Source organism: Frigoribacterium sp. Leaf164 (assembly GCF_001423665.1).
Lineage (GTDB): Bacteria > Actinomycetota > Actinomycetes > Actinomycetales > Microbacteriaceae > Frigoribacterium > Frigoribacterium endophyticum.
The window spans coordinates 276,735-296,274 of record NZ_LMOX01000003.1 but is presented as its reverse complement, the minus strand read 5'-3'; the positions used below and the strand labels follow the sequence as shown (position 1 = coordinate 296,274).

Annotated in this window: 17 protein-coding genes and 1 tRNA gene; 13 read left to right on the top strand and 5 right to left on the bottom strand. The window is 73.7% G+C overall.

The window, feature by feature from the left end:
- Positions 1–675, bottom strand: coding sequence for an NTP transferase domain-containing protein (locus tag ASF82_RS09455; RefSeq protein WP_056058840.1), 675 nt, complete (start codon positions 673–675; stop codon positions 1–3).
- A 368-nt stretch (positions 676–1,043) separates the two neighbouring features.
- Here ASF82_RS09455 and ASF82_RS15910 point away from each other — a divergent pair, with 368 nt between their 5' ends.
- Genes ASF82_RS15910 through ASF82_RS09440 form a run of 3 tightly spaced genes read left to right on the top strand, consistent with a single transcriptional unit; the run spans position 1,044 to position 4,361 of the window.
- Entirely contained in the window at positions 1,044–2,534 is a 1,491-nt protein-coding gene (locus tag ASF82_RS15910) for an ABC transporter ATP-binding protein (protein ID WP_235491246.1), read from the top strand.
- Positions 2,510–4,075 (top strand): ABC transporter permease, encoded by a 1,566-nt coding sequence (locus tag ASF82_RS09445; protein ID WP_156370056.1) that lies wholly within the window; start codon positions 2,510–2,512, stop codon positions 4,073–4,075. Before ASF82_RS15910 ends, ASF82_RS09445 begins: the two co-directional genes overlap by 25 nt.
- 25 nt (positions 4,076–4,100) lie before the next feature.
- The gene (locus tag ASF82_RS09440) at positions 4,101–4,361 is read left to right on the top strand and encodes a DUF3039 domain-containing protein (RefSeq protein WP_156370054.1); all 261 of its coding nucleotides are present in this window, start codon (positions 4,101–4,103) and stop codon (positions 4,359–4,361) included.
- Positions 4,362–4,372: 11 nt separating this feature from the next.
- Here ASF82_RS09440 and ASF82_RS09435 read toward each other — a convergent pair whose 3' ends face one another.
- Positions 4,373–5,623 carry a nicotinate phosphoribosyltransferase gene (locus ASF82_RS09435; RefSeq protein WP_056058835.1) on the bottom strand — a complete coding sequence of 417 codons (1,251 nt, stop codon included), beginning with the start codon at positions 5,621–5,623 and terminating at the stop codon, positions 4,373–4,375.
- An 80-nt stretch (positions 5,624–5,703) separates the two neighbouring features.
- Between ASF82_RS09435 and murI the strand changes: the two genes are divergently transcribed.
- From murI to rdgB, 3 genes are read left to right on the top strand one after another with little or no spacing between them, the layout of a single operon-like run.
- The gene (gene murI / locus ASF82_RS09430; protein WP_056056524.1) at positions 5,704–6,558 is read left to right on the top strand and encodes a glutamate racemase; all 855 of its coding nucleotides are present in this window, start codon (positions 5,704–5,706) and stop codon (positions 6,556–6,558) included.
- Positions 6,559–6,617: 59 nt separating this feature from the next.
- Positions 6,618–7,367: a ribonuclease PH gene (gene rph, locus ASF82_RS09425; protein ID WP_056056523.1), complete on the top strand. Its 750-nt coding sequence runs from the start codon at positions 6,618–6,620 to the stop codon at positions 7,365–7,367.
- Positions 7,364–7,960 carry an RdgB/HAM1 family non-canonical purine NTP pyrophosphatase gene (gene rdgB, locus ASF82_RS09420; protein WP_056056522.1) on the top strand — a complete coding sequence of 199 codons (597 nt, stop codon included), beginning with the start codon at positions 7,364–7,366 and terminating at the stop codon, positions 7,958–7,960. Before rph ends, rdgB begins: the two co-directional genes overlap by 4 nt.
- Positions 7,961–8,003: 43 nt before the next feature.
- Here the strand turns inward: rdgB and ASF82_RS09415 are convergent, their stop codons facing one another.
- The 3 genes from ASF82_RS09415 to ASF82_RS09405 form a co-directional block, all read right to left on the bottom strand.
- Positions 8,004–8,729, bottom strand: coding sequence for a DedA family protein (locus ASF82_RS09415; RefSeq protein ID WP_056056521.1), 726 nt, complete (start codon positions 8,727–8,729; stop codon positions 8,004–8,006).
- Between the two features lie 143 nt (positions 8,730–8,872).
- Positions 8,873–8,957, bottom strand: a tRNA-Leu gene (locus ASF82_RS09410).
- Positions 8,958–9,025: 68 nt separating this feature from the next.
- Positions 9,026–10,324, bottom strand: a complete 1,299-nt coding sequence (locus ASF82_RS09405; protein WP_056056520.1) for an MFS transporter — start codon at positions 10,322–10,324, stop codon at positions 9,026–9,028.
- Between the two features lie 82 nt (positions 10,325–10,406).
- Here ASF82_RS09405 and mnmA point away from each other — a divergent pair, with 82 nt between their 5' ends.
- From mnmA to ASF82_RS15780, 7 genes are all read left to right on the top strand, one after another.
- Positions 10,407–11,525, top strand: a complete 1,119-nt coding sequence (gene mnmA / locus ASF82_RS09400) for a tRNA 2-thiouridine(34) synthase MnmA (RefSeq protein WP_156370052.1) — start codon at positions 10,407–10,409, stop codon at positions 11,523–11,525.
- A gap of 10 nt (positions 11,526–11,535) precedes the next feature.
- Positions 11,536–13,872 carry an NAD-dependent DNA ligase LigA gene (gene ligA, locus ASF82_RS09395; RefSeq protein WP_056056518.1) on the top strand — a complete coding sequence of 779 codons (2,337 nt, stop codon included), beginning with the start codon at positions 11,536–11,538 and terminating at the stop codon, positions 13,870–13,872.
- A gap of 105 nt (positions 13,873–13,977) precedes the next feature.
- Positions 13,978–15,468, top strand: coding sequence for an alpha/beta hydrolase (locus ASF82_RS09390; RefSeq protein ID WP_156370050.1), 1,491 nt, complete (start codon positions 13,978–13,980; stop codon positions 15,466–15,468).
- A 61-nt stretch (positions 15,469–15,529) separates the two neighbouring features.
- Positions 15,530–15,829: an Asp-tRNA(Asn)/Glu-tRNA(Gln) amidotransferase subunit GatC gene (gene gatC / locus ASF82_RS09385; protein WP_056056516.1), complete on the top strand. Its 300-nt coding sequence runs from the start codon at positions 15,530–15,532 to the stop codon at positions 15,827–15,829.
- A 2-nt stretch (positions 15,830–15,831) separates the two neighbouring features.
- Complete coding sequence (gatA, locus tag ASF82_RS09380; protein ID WP_056056515.1) at positions 15,832–17,382, top strand: Asp-tRNA(Asn)/Glu-tRNA(Gln) amidotransferase subunit GatA; 1,551 nt, start codon at positions 15,832–15,834, stop codon at positions 17,380–17,382.
- The gene (gene gatB, locus ASF82_RS09375; protein ID WP_056056514.1) at positions 17,382–18,881 is read left to right on the top strand and encodes an Asp-tRNA(Asn)/Glu-tRNA(Gln) amidotransferase subunit GatB; all 1,500 of its coding nucleotides are present in this window, start codon (positions 17,382–17,384) and stop codon (positions 18,879–18,881) included. Before gatA ends, gatB begins: the two co-directional genes overlap by 1 nt.
- A 37-nt stretch (positions 18,882–18,918) precedes the next feature.
- The coding region (locus ASF82_RS15780; protein WP_200931992.1) for a hypothetical protein at positions 18,919–19,540 on the top strand (622 nt) is incomplete at its 3' end.

The window sequence follows — 19,540 nt, the reverse complement described above, 5'->3', positions numbered from 1 at the left end:
TCAGACGAACAGGTTCGCGCGCTCGAGGTCCTCCGCGAAGTCGACCTCGACGGCGTAGAGGTCGGAGATGTCCACGGGCTCAAAGAGTAGCCCGTCCTGGTCGATGGCCAGTTCGATGCCGCGCTCGAAGTAGTCCTGGGCGTCGACCTTGCCGAGCTGGCGCAGCAGGGCGGGCTTGTCGGCCCGGGAGACGTAGTTGATGCCGACGGCCTCGCCGAGGCCGTGCTTGACCTGCTTCGAGAGCTCGGCGATGTAGCCCTCGGCGTCGGTCGTGTACTTGACCTCCTCGTCGGAGACCTTGGAGGTGTTGACCGTCACGAACGACTGGTCGTCGCGCACGAGGCGCGCGGCACGGCGGAGCGCCTCGGGGTCGAAGACGACGTCGCCGTTCATCCACAGGACGCCGCCCGCCGAGCTGGCGCGGAGCGCGCGCATGAGGCTCTTCGACGTGTTGGTCTGGTCGTACTGCTCGTTGTAGACGAACGACGCGTGCGGGAAGGCCTCGACGATGTGCTCGAACTTGTACCCGACGACCACGGTGACGCGCGCACGGGGGCCGAAGGCGGCGTGGATGTTCTCGAACTGCTGCTGCATGATGGTGCGGCCGTCGCTCAGCTCGGTGAGCGACTTGGGCAGCGAGCGGCCGAGGCGGCTGCCGAGGCCGGCGGCGAGGATGACGACCTGCTGGGTCGCGAGCTCGGCGGCGCGGTCGCTGCTGCTGTTCTTGCTCGAGGCGTTCGTGGTCACGGGGTCTCCTTGGCGTCTGCCCCGTCGGCGGTGATCTGGCGACGGAGGGGGGCGAGAGCGGACTGGTCGCCGTTCTCCCGGTGCCCCGCCGGTGGGGATCGGGCCCGTCCCGGGCGTCGATCCTCGTCTCGTGTTCGAGCGGTGTTCACCGCGGAGCTTCGATCTGGACACGTCATCGTGCTCGGCACAGACTACCGGCAGACCCCGTCCGGCGTCTCGTGGAGCCCGAGTCGTGACCGTTCCGTGATGCGCGCCGCCGGGCCGCCGGGGCACCGGGGCGTTGGTACGGTGGGCACATGGCCCTCGCGCGCGACGATCAGGACGACGTCGCCGATGCCGACTCCACCGTGAGCGGACGGGCCGCCGAGCTGCCCCGGGGGGACGACATGAGCGACGACGTGACGACCGGCGACGAGCCGGGGGAGGCACGGGCCGAGGCCTCGGGGGAGGCCACGACGCCGGGGGCGGGCACGGCCGCGCGCCCCGCCGCCGCCGCTGCTGCGCGGACGGCCCGACCGGCCGCGAAGCGCAAGCCGGCGTCGACGCGGACCGCCGCCGACCGGTCGGCGGCGGCGAAGAAGGCCGCCGCGACGAGGGCCGCGAACGCTCGCGCCCGCGCCGCCGCGGCTGCCGCGGCCGCGGCGGCCGAGGCCGCCGAGGCGGAGGCGGAGGCTGAGGCCGCAGCCCGGGCGGACGACGTGGTGGCGGCGCGAGCCGCGGAGACGGCCGTCGTCGAGACGGAGCCGGAGGTCGACGCCCAGCCCGAGCCCGTCGTCGAGCCGGAGCCGGAGCCCGCCGTCGAGCCCGAGTCCGAGCCGGAGCCAGAGCCCATCGTCGAGCCCGAGCTCGAGCCCGCCGTCGAGCCCGAGCCCGAGCAGGACCTCACGACCGAGCCGGAGCCGGACGTCGACGGCGCCTCTCCCGTGTCCGACGCCGAGACGGTCGCCGACGCCGAGACCGACGCCGACGCCGACGCCGAGACGGGCGCCCGTGCCGACGAGGCGCCCGCGGCGGACCCCGACGAGCGCCCCGTCGTGCTCTCGATCAAGGGCGTCGGCAAGCGCTACGGGGGCACCGTCGCCGTCGAGGGCGTCGACCTCGAGGTGCGCGCCGGCTCCTTCTACGGCATCGTCGGCCCCAACGGCGCCGGCAAGACCACGACCCTCTCGATCGTCACCGGGCTCCTCCGCCCCGACGAGGGCAGCGTCACCGTCCTCGGCGCCGACGTGTGGAGCGACCCCGCCGCCGCCAAGCGCGCCCTCGGCGTGCTGCCCGACCGCCTCCGGCTGTTCGACCGGCTCACCGGCGCGCAGCTCCTGTACTACTCCGCGACCCTCCGGGGCCTCGACGGCGCCACGGCCCGCAAGCGGTCGGCGGACCTCGCGACGGCGTTCGGGCTGCAGGACGCCCTCGGCCGCCTCGTGAGCGACTACTCCGTCGGCATGACGAAGAAGATCGCGCTGGCGGCGGCGGTCATCCACTCGCCGCGGGTGCTCGTGCTCGACGAGCCCTTCGAGTCCGTCGACCCCGTGTCGGCGGCGACCGTGACCGACGTGCTCCAGCGGTACGTCGCCGGCGGCGGGACGGTCCTGCTCTCGAGCCACAGCATGGACCTCGTCGAGCGCATCTGCGACTGCGTCGCGGTCATCGTCGACGGCCACGTGCTGGCGAGCGGCAGCGTCGAGGAGGTCCGCGCGGGCCGGTCGCTCGAGCAGGCCTTCGTCGAGATCGCGGGCGGCCGCGCCGTCACGGAGGGCATGGAATGGTTGCAGAGCTTCTCCGACTGAGGCTGCAGACGATCGCGAACACGGTGCGCTTCGGCCCCCGTCGCCTCACGATCTCTGTGGTCTCGGTCCTCCTCGTCCTCCTCGTCTCGCTCGCGTTGGCCGGCCTCGTCGGCAGCCTCCGCGACTCCCCCCTCTCCGACACACGGGCCCTCGTCGTGGGCGGCGGGTCCCTGCTGATGCTCGGCTTCGCCGTGGTGCCGTTCGCGACCGTCCGGCCGGCCTGGAGCGACCCTCGCCGCCTGGCCGTCCTGGGCGTCCCGGAGGGGCCGGCCGCCGCCGGGCTCGCCCTGGGCTCCCTGGTCGGCCTGCCGACCCTCGCGCTGCTCGTGCTGTCGACCGGCTACGTGCGGTCGTGGGACTCCGGGGCCGACGTCGCCGGCCTGGCCGTCGTCGCCGCCGTCCTGGCCGGGCTCACGGCCTGCGGCCTGCTGCTCGTCGCCTCGACGGTGAACACCGTGGTGCTGACCACGAAGCGGTCGCGGCAGTTCCTCGCCGCGGGCGGCGTCGTGCTGGCGCTGCTGCTCGTGCCGCTGGTCGTCGACCTCGTCCGAGCGTCCCTCCCCGGGGCGTCGGGAACGGGCGTCGTGGCCGACTCGCTGGCCTGGACGCCGTTCGGCGCCGCGCTCGCGCTGCCGGGCCACGCGGCCGCGGGCGAGACGGGCCGGGTCGTCGCCGACCTGGCCGTGGCGCTGCTGACGCTGGCCCTGCTGTGGCTGGCCTGGCGCCTCCTCGTGGCCCGGGCCTTCGTCGACCAGCCCGAGCCCGACGTGGCCGACGAGGCGGCCGGCCTCGGCTGGTTCGACTTCGTCGTCGCGAGCCCCACCGGGGCGGTGGCGGCCCGCAGCCTCACCTACTGGGCGCGTGACGCCCGGTACCGCATGTCGCTCGTGATCCTGCCCATCCTGCCGTTGCTCGTGCTGCCGCTCGGCATCGCGGGCGTCAGCTGGAACTGGCTCGCGCTCGTGCCCGTGCCGCTGATGTGCCTCATCCTCGGGTTCCTGCCCCACAACGACGTCGCGTACGACAGCACGGCCTTGTGGCTGCACGTCGCCGCCGACACCCGGGGCCTCGCCGACCGGGTGGGGAGGCTCGCGCCCCCGCTGATGCTCGGCGTGCCCCTGGTCGTGGTGGGCTCGCTCGTCGCGGTCTGGGGCTTCGGCGACTGGACGGCCCTGCTGCCCGAGCTCGGCGTCAGCGCCGGGCTGCTGCTGAGCGGCCTCGGCCTGTCGAGCGTCGTGTCGGCCGCCATGCCGTACCCCGCGGTGCGCCCGCACGACGACCCGTTCCAGCAGCCGCAGGCGAACGGCGGGGCGGCCGTCACCGCCCAGGTCACGATGATCGGCGGGGCCCTGCTGCTCACCGGCCCCGCGTTCTGGTTCGCCGGGCGTCACCTGCTCGCCGGCGTCGAGCCGGCGGGTGCCTGGTCGTTCGCGGCGGGCCTCGGCGTGGGCCTCGTCGCGCTGGTCGTGGGCGTCGTCGTCGGTGCGCGGGTGTTCGCCCGGCGCGCACCGGAGCTGCTGGCCTTCACGCTGCGCAGCTGAGTCGCCTCGACGTACGATGGTCGCCATGAGCAACACGGAAACCGGCGGTGGCCTCGACGTCCTCGATCGCGAGCTCGAGAAGCTCCTCAACGAGGAGGCGATCGACCCGGGCGACCACGAGCGCTTCTCGCACTACGTGAAGAAGGACAAGATCATGGAGTCGGCGCTGAGCGGCAAGCCCGTCAAGGCGCTCTGCGGCAAGAAGTGGACCCCGGGGCGCGACCCGGAGAAGTTCCCCGTCTGCCCGACCTGCAAGGAGATCTACGAGAAGATGAAGGGCGAGTAGCCCTCACCGCCTCACTCGTAGACGGTCGGCAGGACGGGCTCGCCGCGACCCAGCCGGAAGGCGCCCGCGGGCAGCTCCGCGACCGCCGCCTCCCGGTGCTCCCTCGCCCGTCGGGTGCCCGCCTCGCCCAGCCACCGGTCGTCGACCACCCCGTCGACCACGAGGTCGACCAGGAGCGCGCGCTCGCCCTCACGGGGCTGGGCGTCGTCGACACGGACGACCTCCTGCTGCGCGACTCCCGACGTCAGGGTGCGCACCGGCGACTTGCGGCCGCCGACCGTGGCCTTGTCGGCCGACTTCTTGGCGACCGACACCCACCGGCCGTCGTCGTCCTGCCGGGCGACGAGCTTGAAGACCATCCCGGCCGCGGGGTGGCCCGAGCCGGAGACGACCGACGTGCCGACGCCGTAGCTGTCGACCGGTGCGGCGCGGAGGGCGGCGATCGTGTACTCGTCGAGGTCGTTCGTCACCGTGATGCGGGTGCCGGTGGCACCGAGGTCGTCGAGCTGGCGGCGCACCTGGGCCACCAGCGAGGGCAGGTCTCCGCTGTCGATGCGGACGGCCCCGAGGCCGGTGCCGGCCACCTCGACCGCGGTGCGGACGGCGGCCTCGATGTCGTAGGTGTCGACGAGCAGGGTGGTGCCCGGGCCGAGGGTCGCGACCTGCGCCCGGAAGGCGTCCTCCTCGGAGTCGTGCAGCAGAGTGAAGGCGTGGGCGGCCGTGCCCATCGTCGGGACGCCCCAGGTGCGACCGGCCTCCAGGTTGCTCGTCGCGCCGAAGCCCGCGATGTACGCCGCGCGCGCGGCGGCGACGGCGCTCCGCTCGCCGGTGCGCCGCGAGCCCATCTCGGCGAGGGGCCGGCCGTCGGCGGCGGAGACCATGCGGGCCGCCGCGCTGGCCACGGCCGAGTCGTAGTTGAAGACGCTGAGGGCGAGGGTCTCGAGCAGCACGCCCTCGGCGAAGGTCGACTCGACCACGAGCAGGGGCGAGCCGGGGAGGTAGACCTCGCCCTCGGCGTAGCCGCGGATCGTGCCCGAGAACCGGTAGTCGGCGAGCCAGTCGAGCGTCGGGCCGTCGACGATGCGGCCCTCGCGCAGCCACTCGAGCTCGGCGTCGCCGAAGCGGAACCGCGCGAGCTCGGCGAGGAAGCGCCCCGTGCCGGCCACGACGCCGTAGCGCCGCCCCTCCGGCAGCCGTCGCGCGAAGAGCTCGAAGACGCTCTCGCGGTGGGCGGTGCCGGCCCGCAGGGCCGCCTCCACCATGGTGATCTCGTACCGGTCGGTCAGCAGTGCACTGGTCACGCGGCCCAGCCTACGGGCGGAGGGCCCGGTAGGCTCGACGCGTGACGGACGCACCCCTCGGAGTCTTCGACAGCGGAGTCGGCGGGCTGACCGTGTCGCGGGCCATCATCGACCAGCTGCCCCGCGAGTCGGTCCTCTACGTCGGCGACACCGTGCACTCGCCGTACGGGCCCAAGCCGATCGCCGACGTCCGCCGCTACGCGCTCGCCGTGATGGACGACCTCGTGGCGCAGGGCGTCAAGCTCCTCGTGATCGCCTGCAACACCGCCTCCGCCGCCGTGCTCCGCGACGCCCGTGAGCGCTACACGATCGGCAGCGGGATCCCGGTCGTCGAGGTCATCCAGCCGGCCGTCCGCTCCGCCGTGCAGCAGACCCGCACGAAGCGGATCGGCGTCATAGGCACCGAGGGCACGGTCAACAGCCGGGCCTACGAGGACGCCTTCGCGGCCGCCGCCGACCTGCAGCTCTTCACGCAGGCCTGCCCGCGCTTCGTCGAGTTCGTGGAGGCGGGCGACACCTCGAGCGCCGAGCTCCGGGCCGTGGCCGAGGAGTACCTGGCGCCCCTCCGCGCCGAGCGGGTCGACACCCTCGTGCTCGGCTGCACGCACTACCCGTTGATGTCGGCGGCGATCCAGTACGTGATGGGGCCGGAGGTGCGGCTCGTCTCGAGCGCGGACGAGACGGCCGCCGACGTGTACCGGACGCTCGTCGACCACGACCTCGAGGCCACCGGCTCCGCTCCGCCGCGGTACGAGTTCGACGCGACCGGACCCGACAAGTCGTCGTTCCTCCGGCTCGCCAAGCGCTTCCTCGGGCCCGAGATCTCGAGGGTGGGCCACCTCGAGACCGGGGCCATCGAGCTGCCCGGCGCCGCCCGCGCCCGCCGCGCCTCCTGACCACCGCACCGACCTCCGCAGCACCGACCTCCGCAGCACCGACCCGACAGGGGACCCCCATGAGCGACACCACCACCACCGAGACCGTCCGCGTCGACGGCCGCCGCCTCGACCAGCTCCGCCCCGTCACCATCGAGAAGGGCTGGAGCGCCCAGGCGGAGGGCAGCGCCCTCGTCTCGTTCGGCGGCACCAAGGTGCTCTGCACCGCCTCCTTCACGAACGGCGTGCCGCGCTGGCTGGCCGGCAAGGGCAAGGGCTGGGTCACGGCCGAGTACTCGATGCTGCCCCGCGCGACGAACTCGCGCAACGACCGCGAGAGCGTGAAGGGCAAGATCGGCGGCCGCACGCACGAGATCTCGCGCCTGATCGGCCGCAGCCTCCGGGCCGTCGTCGACACGAAGGCCCTCGGCGAGAACACGATCGTGCTCGACTGCGATGTGCTGCAGGCCGACGGCGGCACCCGGACCGCCGCCATCACCGGGGCCTACGTCGCGCTCGCGCAGGCGATCGAGTGGGGCCGCGAGAAGAAGTTCATCGCGCAGAAGGCGACGCCGCTCACCGACAGCGTCGCGGCCGTCTCGGTGGGCATCGTCGACGGTCGCCCGATGCTCGACCTCGCCTACGTCGAGGACGTGCGCGCCGAGACCGACATGAACGTCGTCGTCACCGGCTCGGGGCTCTTCGTCGAGGTGCAGGGCACCGCCGAGGGCGCGCCCTTCGACCGCAGCGAGCTCGGCCTGCTGCTCGACCTGGCCGTCGCGGGCGGGGCCGACCTGACGGCCATCCAGCGTGAGGTGCTGGGCTCGTGACCCGGGTCGTCATCGCGACGCACAACCAGGGCAAGGTCGCCGAGCTCCGACGCATCCTCGCCGAGACGGCGCCGGGCGTCGAGCTCGTGGCGTACGACGGCCCCGAGCCCGTCGAGGACGGCGACACGTTCGCCGCGAACGCCCTCATCAAGGCGCGGGCGGCCGCGGCCCACACCGGCCTCCCGTCGCTCGCCGACGACAGCGGCATCTCGGTCGACGCCCTCGGCGGGGCCCCCGGCATCCACTCCGCCCGGTACGCCGGCACGCGGGACGACGACGACAACATCGACCTCCTGCTGGCGAACCTGGTCGGCGTGCCCGACCGCGCGGCGCACTTCTCGTGCGCCGCGGCCCTGGTGGTGCCCGGCCCCGACGGCTCGACGGAGCTCGAGCACGTCGAGTACGGCGAGTGGCCGGGGGCCGTGCTGGAGGCGCGGGTCGGCACGGGCGGGCACGGCTACGACCCGGTGTTCCGCCCCGAGGGCGAGACCCGCAGCTCGGCCGAGCTCACGCCGGACGAGAAGAACGCGGTCAGCCACCGCTCACGCGCGTTCCGCGCGATCGCGCCGCACGTGGCGGCGCTGGCGGGCTGACGGCCCGGCGCGCTGACGGCCCGGCGGACTGACGGCCCGGCGGTCAGGCCTGCGTCGGCGCCGTCTCGACGGGCGCCGCGTCGTCGGCCGTGCCGTCGGTCGCGGCGCTGTCGCCCTCGTGCTTCTTCGCCTGGTGCACCCCGTGGAGGTAGTGGATCGCGATGGGGATGACCGTCGCCAGCACCGCGCCGAGCAGGATCAGGTCGATGTAGGCGCTGACGAAGTCGGCCACCGGCGGGATGTGGCCGATGCCGAAGCCGGTGAGCGTCACGCCGAGGCCCCACACCACCGCGCCGATCGCGTTGAAGAGCGAGTAGCGCCGGTAGCTCATGTGGGCCACGCCCGCCATGATCGGGGCGAAGGTGCGCACGACCGGCACGAAGCGCGCGATGATGACGGCCATCGGCCCGAACCGCTCGAAGAAGGCGTTGGTGCGCTTGACGTTCGCCACGCTGAAGAGCCCGCTCTCCTTCCGCTCGAAGATGCGGGGCCCGACCTTGTGGCCGATCAGGTAGCCGAGCTCGCCGCCCGCGAACGCGGCGATCGCGATGAAGATCGCGATCAGCCAGATGGGCAGCCCGAGGGCGCCGGGGTTCGTCGCGGCGAGGATGCCCGTGATGATCAGCAGGGTGTCGCCGGGGAAGAGGAAGCCGACGAGCAGCCCGGTCTCGGCGAAGACCAGCAGGCAGACGCCCACCACGGCCCAGGGGCCGAAGGCCGACAGGAGGTACTCGGGGTCGAGCCACGAGATGGTCGCCAGGGGCAGCATCGGTCTCTCTTCGGGTGCGGGCGGCCCTGGGGTCGACCGGGTGCGGCCGACGAGGGCCGTCGACCGGTGATGGGGACAATGTAGTGGGCCCGCGGGGCCCCGCGGCTCGGAGGTGGCCGAGAGCACCCGGTGCCCGGGTCGCCTGGTGCGGGAGAAGGGACTTGAACCCTCACGCTCGAAAGCACAGGAACCTAAATCCTGCGTGTCTGCCAGTTTCACCACTCCCGCCGGAGCGGGCAGAGTCTACCGGCTGGCCGTGGGGGAGTCGCGGGTCGGCCCGCGCAGGAGGCCTGCCCTCAGCGGCGGTCGCGCGGCACGTGCGGCGAGTACCGCGGCACGTAGCGCAGCAGGATCGCGGCCCCCGCGAGGCCCAGCAGGCCCATGACCCCGCTGGCCACGGAGATCGACACGAGCGCCGTCAGCCCCGAGATGAGCAGCGGCGCCGCCGCGCTGCCCGCGTCGCCGGTGAAGCGCCAGGCGCCGAGGAAGGGAGCGGGGTCGGCCCGGTCGGCGAGGTCCGCGCCGAGCGTCATGAGGATCCCGCTGCCGATGCCGTTCGCCAGCGACATGAACATCGCCACGGCGATGAACCAGCCCACCCGCGCGTCGAGGTCGTGGGTGAGCGACAGCGCCAGGTACGAGACGCTGAGCCCGACCATCGAGGGCACCGCGCTCCAGAGCCGTCCCCAGCGGTCCATGATCTGGCCGCTCGTGTAGAAGAGCGCGAAGTCGACGGCGCCGGCGATGCCGATCACGAGGGCGGTCCGCGGGGCGTCGACGCCGATGCTGACGGCCCACAGCGGCAGGATCACCTGGCGACCCGCGCGCATGGCGCCGATCAGGGCCGCCCCGCTGCCGAGACGGAGGAGGACGCCACGGTGGCGGGCGAGCGTCGCGAACAGGCCCCGCGCCTCCTTCTCGACCGCGACCTCGCCGGGCGTCGGGCCCGCCGTCGCACCGGCGGCGGGGTCGACCGGCGACCCGGCGGCGGCCGCGGCGGCCCGGCGCTCGCCGAGGACGGCCGTGGGGTCGCGCAGCACGAGCAGGACGGCCGCGGCGCCGAGGCAGCCCCCGACGTGGATCCAGAACGCCGACTGGGTCGAGCCGGTGAGGTGGATGACCCCGGCGGCCAGGAAGGGGCCGACGAAGAAGCCGAACCGGAAGACGCCGCCGAGGCTCGAGAGGGCCCGCGCGCGGATCTCGACCGGCACGAAGCTCGTCATGAACGCGTGCCGGGCCAGTGCGAAGACCGCCGTCGAGAGGCCGATCAGGAGGACGCCGAGGGCCAGCACCCACTCGTTCGGGGCCGCGACGCAGGTCAGCAGGCCGACCGTGCTCACGAGGGCCGCCGAGATCATCGCGGTGCGCTCGCCGATGCGGGAGACCAGCCACCCGCTCGGGACGTCGCCGATCAGCTCGCCGACGAGGATGAGCGCCGCGACGAAGGCGGCGAACGGGAGGCTGGCCCCCAGGTCGCTCGCGACGACCGGGATGATCGGGATGATCGCCCCCTCGCCGATCGCGAAGAGGGCGGCCGGCAGGAACGCCGCGAGGGCGACCGACCGGAGGGAGGCGGCGGGGGTGGGGGACGACATGACGCCCGCCACACTATGCCCGGCCCCGCGGGCTCGTCGGCGCCGCCCGCCCGACGTCGAGGGCGCTGCCTACACTGGAGGGATGAAGGTACTGGCAGCGATGAGCGGCGGCGTCGACTCGGCGGTGGCGGCGGCACGGGCCGTCGAGGCGGGGCACGACGTCGTGGGGGTCCACCTGGCGCTGAGCCGGATGCCGGGCACGCTCCGCACGGGCAGCCGCGGCTGCTGCACCATCGAGGACAGCATGGACGCGCAGCGCGCGGCCGACCTGATCGGCATCCCGTACTACGTGTGGGACTTCTCCGAGCGCTTCAAGCTCGACGTGGTCGACGACTTCGTCGCCGAGTACTCCGCTGGCCGCACCCCCAACCCGTGCATGCGCTGCAACGAGCGGATCAAGTTCGCCGCGCTGCTCGAGAAGGCCCTCGCGCTCGGCTTCGACGCGGTCTGCACCGGCCACTACGCGACCATCGTCACCGACGACCAGGGCCAGCGCGAGCTGCACCGCGCCTCCGCCTGGGCGAAGGACCAGTCGTACGTGCTCGGGGTGCTCACCGCCGAGCAGCTCGCGCACTCGATGTTCCCGCTCGGCGCCACGCCGTCGAAGGCCGAGGTGCGCGCCGAGGCCGCCGCCCGCGGCTTCAGCGTCGCGACCAAGCCCGACAGCCACGACATCTGCTTCATCCCCGACGGCGACACCCGCGGTTGGCTCGCCGAGCGGGTCGGCGCCGAGACCGGCGACATCCTCGACCGCAGCGGGGCCCGCATCGGCACCCACGAGGGCGCGCACGCCTTCACCGTGGGGCAGCGGAAGGGGCTCGCCATCGGGTTCCCGGCCGACGACGGCAAGCCGCGCTTCGTGCTCGAGGTGCGCCCGGTCGACAACACCGTCGTCGTGGGCCCGAAGGAGGCGCTCGAGATCGCCGAGATCGCCGGCGGCTCGTACACCTGGGCGGGTGCGGCCCCGGCCGACCCCACCGTGCCGTTCGCCTGCGACGTCCAGATCAGGGCCCACTCCGACCCCGAGCCCGCCACGGCGCGCGTGACGGAGGTCGAGGGTAAGAAGGAGCTCGTGATCACTCCCCACGAGCCCCTCAGCGGCGTCGCCCCCGGGCAGACCGCCGTCGTCTACGTCGGCACCCGCGTGCTCGGCCAGTGCACGATCGACCGCACGGTCAGCGCCGTGCCGGTCTCGGCCTAGGGGGCTCGAGGTGGCCGACATCGACGACGCCGCCGCCGCCGCTGACGCCGAGGTGCCCGACGACCTCGCGACCGCGCGCGACGAGGTCGAGGCGCTGACGTCGCGCGTGCTCGAGCTGCGCGACCAGTACTACGAGGGCAACGCCTCGACGGTGAGCGACGCCGACTACGACGCCCTCGTGCGTCGCCTCGACGCCCTCGAGCGCGCCCACCCCGAGCTGCAGAAGCCCGACAGCCCGACGCAGACCGTGGGCGGCCGGGCCGAGACGACGCAGTTCGCGCCGGTCGAGCACGCCGAGCGCATGCTCAGCCTCGACAACGTCTTCAGCGACGACGAGCTCGCCGAGTGGGCGGGCAAGGTCGAGCGCGACGCCGGCGCCGAGCGCGTGCGCTTCCTCTGCGAGCTCAAGATCGACGGCCTCGCGATCAACTTGCGCTACGAGCACGGCGTGCTCGTCACGGCCGCCACCCGCGGCGACGGGGTCGTCGGCGAGGACGTCACGGCGAACGTGCTCACCATGGGCACGATCCCCGAGCGGCTCAGCGGCACCGGGCACCCAGCGATCGTCGAGGTGCGGGGCGAGATCTTCTTCCCCGTCGCCGAGTTCGACCAGCTGAACGCCCGGCAGCGCGAGGCCGGCGAGCGCGTCTTCGCGAACCCGCGCAACGCCGCGGCCGGCTCGCTGCGCCAGAAGATCGAGGGCAAGAGCCCAGCCAAGCGCGAGCTGATGGACGCGCGGCTGCGCAGCCTGCGGATGCTCGTGCACGGCATCGGCGCCTGGCCCGTCCGCGAGCTCCAGCGCGACACCGAGGTCCGCGCCCAGAGCGAGGTCTACGAGCTGCTCGCGTCGTGGGGCCTGCCGACCTCGACGCACTACCGCGTGTACGACACCGTGCCCGAGGTCGCCCGGTTCATCCACGACTACGGGGTCAGGAGGTCGTCGGTCGAGCACCAGATCGACGGCATCGTCGTCAAGGTCGACGACCTCGCGCTCCACGACGAGCTCGGGGCGACGAGCCGGGCGCCCCGGTGGGCCACGGCCTTCAAGTACCCGCCGGAGGAGGTCAACACCGAGCTTCTCGACATCGTCGTGAGCGTCGGCCGCACCGGCCGCGCCACGCCGTTCGCGGTGATGCGCAAGGTCGAGGTGGCCGGCAGCGAGGTCCGCCAGGCGACGCTCCACAACCAGCACGTCGTCCGCGCCAAGGGCGTGCTGATCGGCGACACCGTCGTGCTCCGCAAGGCCGGCGACGTGATCCCCGAGGTGCTCGGCCCGGTGGTCGAGCTCCGCGACGGCAGCGAGCGCGAGTTCGTCATGCCCGTCGACTGCCCCGAGTGCGGCACCCCGCTGGCCCCGGCGAAGGAGGGCGACGTCGACCTGCGCTGCCCGAACGCCGAGAGCTGCCCGGCGCAGGTGCGCGGGCGCGTCGAGCACATCGCCTCCCGCGGCTCGCTCGACGTCGAGGGCCTCGGCGAGGTCGCGGCGGCCGCGCTGACCCAGCCCGTCGAGCCCGCCGAGCCGCCGCTCCGCACCGAGGCCGGGCTCTTCGACCTGACGATGGCCGACGTCTTCCCCGTCAAGGTCGTCGTCCGCGACTCCGAGACCGGCATGGAGAAGCTCGGCGACGACGGCGCGCCCAAGCTCGTCACGCCCTTCCGTCGTCGCCGCGGCAAGGCCGACGGCCCGTTCGACCCCGAGGCGGCCGAGTTCGCCGGCGACGAGACCAGCGTGCCGTCGAAGACGGCGATCGAGATGCTCGCCAACCTGCACGCCGCGAAGACCAGTCCGCTCTGGCGGATCCTCGTCGGGCTGAGCATCCGCCACGTCGGCCCCGTGGCCGCCCGCGCGCTCGCGAACCACTTCGGCTCGCTCCACGCGATGCGCTCTGCCAGCCGCGACGAGCTCGCCGCCGTCGACGGCGTCGGCGGCATCATCGCCGACGCCCTGCTCGCGTGGTTCGAGGTCGACTGGCACGTCGAGATCCTCGACCGCTGGGCCGCCGCGGGCGTCCAGTTCGACACCCCCGGCCACCCCGGCCCCGGCGCCGCCGTCGAGGCGGGGGGCGTGCTCGCCGGCCTGACCGTCGTCGCCACGGGCAGCCTCGAGGGCTTCAGCCGGGAGGGGGCGCAGGAGGCGATCCTCGCGGCGGGCGGCAAGGCCGGCAACAGCGTGAGCAAGAAGACCGACTTCGTGGCCGCCGGCCCCGGTGCCGGGTCCAAGCTCACGAAGGCCGAGCAGCTCGGGGTACGGATCATCGATGCAGCACAATTTCAAGTCCTCATTAAGGAGGGCCCGGCTGCGCTCGGCGACCCCAGTTCGGGGGGCAGCGACGACCCGGAGGCCTGAGATCACTGGCCCCCCGAACGGGTCCCCTCCTACGATGTGAGCACGTGTCGACCTCTGCTGTAGGGCGCAGGGGCACTGGCACCCATCGAGGGGGAAACACCCGACGTGCTGTTCCTCGCCACAGCCATCCTTTCTGCATCGATCCACTTCGCCGGAGCGGTCGATGTTCCCGTCGTGCCCGGGGTCGCGGTGACCGCGCCCGGAGAGCCGGGTGGTCCTCCGCTCGCCGACACCGCCGCGCCGCCTCGCGGTGACGAGCCGGCGACCGTCGACACGACGCCCGGCCTCGAGCAGGTCGCGGTCTGCCGCGCACTCGCCACGGCCGAGCCGTCGACGACGACCGGCGCGCTGCCGTCGACCGCGGCCCCCGACCTCACGGTGCCCGCGTGCCTCGCCGAGCTGGGGGGCGCCTCCTCGCCGGCCCTCACGGCCCTCGGTGACTCGTTCGACCCGGTGGGCGACGACGCGTCGCGCCTGTCGGCGGTGCTGACGGCCGGTGCCGACGCACCGACCACGGCGGCGTGGTGGGCCGGCCTCGACGACTCGCGCCGGCTCGGCCTCGTCGCCGCCGTGCCCGGCGTGGTCGGGCAGCTCGAGGGCGTGCCCTACTCCGTGCGCGACCAGGCCAACCGGCTCTTCCTCGGCGCCGCGACGCTGGCCCTCCACGACCGCGACGAGACCGCCGCCGAGCAGGACGGTGACGACGCCCGCTCCGCCATGCTCGGGCAGGTCCAGCTCGCGCTCGCCGACCGGAGCGCGGGCGACGAGGACCGCCAGCTCATCGCCCTCGACACCGTCATGCCCGGCCGGGCCGCCGTCTCGGTGGGCAGCCTCGACACCGCCGACGACGTCAGCGTGCTCGTGCCCGGCATGTTCTTCACGGTGCACGGGCAGATGGTCGACTGGGCCGAGACCGCGGGGCAGCTGCACGACGAGCAGCGCGCCTGGACGTACCTCCTGGCGCGCTCCGACGCCCGTCCGCTCGACAGCGTCGCCGTCGTGGCCTGGATGGGCTACCGCACGCCCGACCTCACGAACGTCTACACGCTCGACCTCGCCCGTCAGGGGGCCGGCCACCTCGAGGACGCCCTCAGCGGTCTCGACGCGGCCCGCGCCTCCGACGCCCCCCGGGTGACCGTCGTGGCGCACTCGTACGGGTCGACCACCGCGACGCTCGCCCTGTCGTCGGGCCGAGTGAGCGTCGACTCCCTCGCGCTGCTCGGCTCGCCGGGCAGCGTCGTGCCGACGGCGGCGATGCTGTCGGTGGCCGACCACGACGTCTACGCCGCGGCGGGCAGCTTCGACCCGGTGGCGGGCAGCGGGTTCTTCGGGGTCGACCCGGGCACGGGCGCCTTCGGCGCGGTGCTGCTGCACACCGGGGGAGGCGACGACACCGTGACCGGCCGCGCCCTCCGCGCCGCGCTCGGCCACAACGACTACCTCCTGCCCGGCACGGAGTCGATGAGGAGCCTGGCCCTCATCGCCCTCGGCCACGGCGACATGGTCGACGGCGACGAGCGCGGCCCGGGCGAGCCGCGGCCCGACGGGCCGGAGCTCGCGCTCGTCCGCCCGCAGGACGTCTACCTGCGCGACTGAGCCCCGTAAGATCGACCGGTGCCCCGACCGGGGCCCCCACTCCACCATGTGACGGAGCAGCATGTCTGAAATCACGCGCGAGCAGGTGCAGCACCTCGCCGGTCTCGCCCGCATCGCCCTGACCCCCGACGAGATCGAGACCATGACGCGGGAGCTCGGCCACATCGTCGACAACGTCGCCAAGGTCGCCGAGGTCGCGACCGACGACGTCCCCGCCACGAGCCACCCCATCCCGCTCGAGAACGTCTTCCGCCCCGACGTCGTGGGCGAGACGCTCACCGTCGAGCAGGCCCTCTCGGGCGCCCCCGACCACGACGGCTCGCGCTTCCGCGTGACCGCGATCCTCGGAGAAGAGCAGTAGCCATGACCGACGCCTCCTCGATCGTCCGCCTCAGCGCGGCCGACCTCTCCGCGGCGCTGACCGCCGGCGACGTCTCGGCCGTCGAGGTCGCCCAGGCGCACCTCGACCGCATCGCCGCCGTCGACGGCGACGTGCACGCCTTCCTCCACGTCAGCGACGCGGCCCTCGCCACCGCCGCCGACGTCGACCGTCGCCGCGCCGCCGGCGAGCAGCTCGGGGCCCTGGCCGGCGTGCCGATCGCCGTCAAGGACGTCCTCTGCACGCTCGACATGCCCTCCACCTCGGGCAGCAAGATCCTCGAGGGGTGGGTGCCGCCGTACGACGCCACCGTCGTCCGCAAGGTGCGCGCCGCCGACATGGTGCCCCTCGGCAAGACGAACATGGACGAGTTCGCGATGGGCTCGTCGACCGAGTTCTCGGCCTACGGCCCGACGCACAACCCGTGGTCGCTCGACCGCATCCCCGGCGGCTCCGGCGGCGGCTCGGCCGCGGCCGTCGCCGCCTTCGAGGCGCCTCTCGCGCTCGGCAGCGACACCGGCGGCTCGATCCGCCAGCCGGGCGCCGTCACGGGCACCGTCGGCGTCAAGCCGACCTACGGCTCGGTCAGCCGCTACGGGGCGATCGCCCTCGCGAGCTCGCTCGACCAGGTCGGGCCCGTCAGCCGCACGGTGCTCGACTCCGCCCTGCTGCACGACGTCATCAAGGGCCACGACCCCCGCGACTCCACCTCGCTGCGCGACGAGTGGCCCTCGTTCGCCGAGGCGGCCCGGGCGGGCCTGGCCGGAGGCGCGCTGCAGGGCGTGCGCATCGGCGTCGTCCGCGAGCTGAACGGCGAGGGTTTCCAGGCCGGCGTCAAGGCCCGCTTCGCCGAGGCCCTGGAACTGCTCTCGGGCGCCGGCGCGGAGATCGTCGAGGTCTCGGCCCCCAGCTTCGAGTACGCCATCAGCGCGTACTACCTGATCCTCCCCGCCGAGGCGTCGTCCAACCTCGCGAAGTTCGACTCGGTGCGCTTCGGCCTCCGCGTCGTGCCCGAGGGCAAGGGCACGGTGGAGGACGTCATGGCAGCCACCCGCGAGGCCGGCTTCGGCCCCGAGGTCAAGCGCCGCATCATCCTCGGCACCTACGCCCTCAGCGCGGGCTACTACGACGCGTACTACGGCAGCGCGCAGAAGGTGCGCACGCTGGTGCAGCGCGACTTCGCCGCGGCCTTCGACCAGGTCGACGTGCTCGTCTCGCCCTCGGCCCCGACGACGGCGTTCCCGCTCGGCGAGAAGCTCGACGACCCGCTGTCGATGTACCTCAACGACATCACGACGATCCCGGCGAACCTCGCGGGCATCCCCGGCATCACGGTGCCGATGGGCCTCGCCGAGGAGGACGGGCTGCCCACGGGCCTGCAGTTCATGGCCCCCGCCCGCCAGGACGCCCGTCTCTACACCTACGGCGCCGCGCTCGAGCAGCTGCTCGAGCAGGGCTGGGGCCACACGCTCATCTCCCGTGCCCCCGACCTCAGCGCCACCGAACAGAACGCCGCCACCGAGGGAGTCATCTGATGGCCAAGGCAGACCTGATGGACTACGACGAGGCCCTCGAGAAGTACGAGGTCGTCCTCGGCTTCGAGGTGCACGTCGAGCTCGCGACGAAGACCAAGATGTTCTCCGACGCGCCGAACTTCTTCGGCGGCGCCCCGAACACGAACGTCACCCCGGTCGACCTGGGCCTCCCGGGCTCGCTGCCCGTCGTCAACGAGCAGGCCGTGAGGTACTCGATCAGCCTCGGCCTCGCCCTCGGCTGCTCGATCGCCGAGAGCTCGCGCTTCGCCCGGAAGAACTACTTCTACCCCGACAACCCCAAGAACTACCAGGTCAGCCAGTTCGACGAGCCGATCGCGTACGAGGGCGAGGTCGAGGTCGAGCTGCCCGACGGCACCGTCTTCCACGTGCCGATCGAGCGCGCCCACATGGAGGAGGACGCCGGCAAGCTGACGCACGTCGGCGGCTCGACCGGCCGCATCCAGGGGGCCGAGTACTCGCTCGTCGACTACAACCGCGCGGGCATCCCGCTGGTCGAGATCGTCACGAAGCCGATCATCGGCGCCGGGGCCCTCGGCCCTGAGCTGGGCGCCGCCTACGTCTCGACGATCCGCGACATCGTGCGCGGCCTGGGCGTGAGCGAGGCGCGCATGGAGCGCGGCAACCTCCGCTGCGACGCCAACGTGTCGCTCCGGCCGCACGGCCAGGTGGAGCTCGGCACCCGCACCGAGACCAAGAACGTCAACTCGTTCCGCTCGGTCGAGCGTGCCGTCCGTCACGAGATCCAGCGCCAGGCCGCGATCCTCGCCGCCGGCGGCACCATCACGCAGGAGACCCGGCACTGGCACGAGGACACCGGCCGCACCTCCGCCGGTCGTCCGAAGAGCGACGCCGACGACTACCGCTACTTCCCCGAGCCGGACCTGCTGCCGGTCGTGCCGTCGCGCGAGCTGGTCGAGGAGCTGCGCCTCGCGCTGCCCGAGGCCCCCGTCGCGATGCGTCGTCGGCTCAAGGCCGACTGGGGCTTCGCCGACCTCGAGTTCCAGGACGTCGTCAACTCCGGCCTGCTCCAGGAGCTCGTCGAGACGGTCGCCGCCGGGGCCTCGCCGCAGGCGGCCCGCAAGTGGTGGACGGGCGAGATCGCCCGCCTCGCCAACGCGGCCCAGGTCGACGCGTCGACCCTCGTCTCGCCCCGCCACGTCAGCGAGCTGATCGCGCTCGTCGAGACCGGCGAGCTGACCGACCGCCTCGCGCGCCAGGTGCTCGAGGGCGTCGTCGCCGGGGAGGGCTCTCCCTCCGAGGTCGTCGAGGCGCGCGGGCTCCGCGTCGTCTCCGACGACGGCGCGCTGATCGCCGCCATCGACGAGGCCCTCGCCAGCCAGCCCGACGTGCTCGCGAAGATCCGCGACGGCAAGGTCCAGGCCGCGGGCGCCGTCATCGGTGCGGTCATGAAGGCCATGAAGGGCCAGGCGGACGCCGCTCGCGTCCGCGAGCTCGTGCTCGAGAGGGCCCAGGCCTGATCGTCGCGCCCGCTCCCGTCGTCGGCGGCCGGTCGTCGTGACCGTGCCGCCGACGATCCGCGCCGCGGCGCCGGCCGGCCTCGCGCTGGCCGTCGCCGGCGTCGCCCTGCTCGTCTCGTGGTGGGCGCTGCCCGACCGGGTCGGCCTCGTGCACGAGCCCGAGACCGGAGCCGTCGCGTTCGCCGCGAGCCGGGTCGACCTCGTGCTCGTCGTCGGCCTGCTGCTCGTCGGCACGCTCGTCGCCTACCTGGTCTGCGCGGCCTTCCTCGCGTGGACTCCCGCCCGGCACGTGCTGGTGCCCCACGCCGAGCACTGGAAGGCCGCGGGCCGCCGACCCGAGATGCGTCGCCGGCTCGGGGCCTGGCTGGCCCGGGGCTTCGCCGTCGCGTGGTGGTCGATCGCCCTCGAGCTCGTCGTGACCATGCTCGCGCAGCGCGGCGGCGCCCTCGCCACGTGGTGGCTGCCCGCCGCGGTCTCCGGGCTCACCGTGCTCCTGCTGCTCGGCGGGCTCGTCGTCGCGTTCACGGCGGGCTTCACGCCGGACGCTCGTCCGGCGGCGGCGGCAACGTCGGCGGCCCGGGCCTCGGCCCCGACCCGCGCCGGGGGCCGCGGCTCTGTGGCGGACGCGACCACCGCCTCCTCGCGCCCCTCCCGCGCCG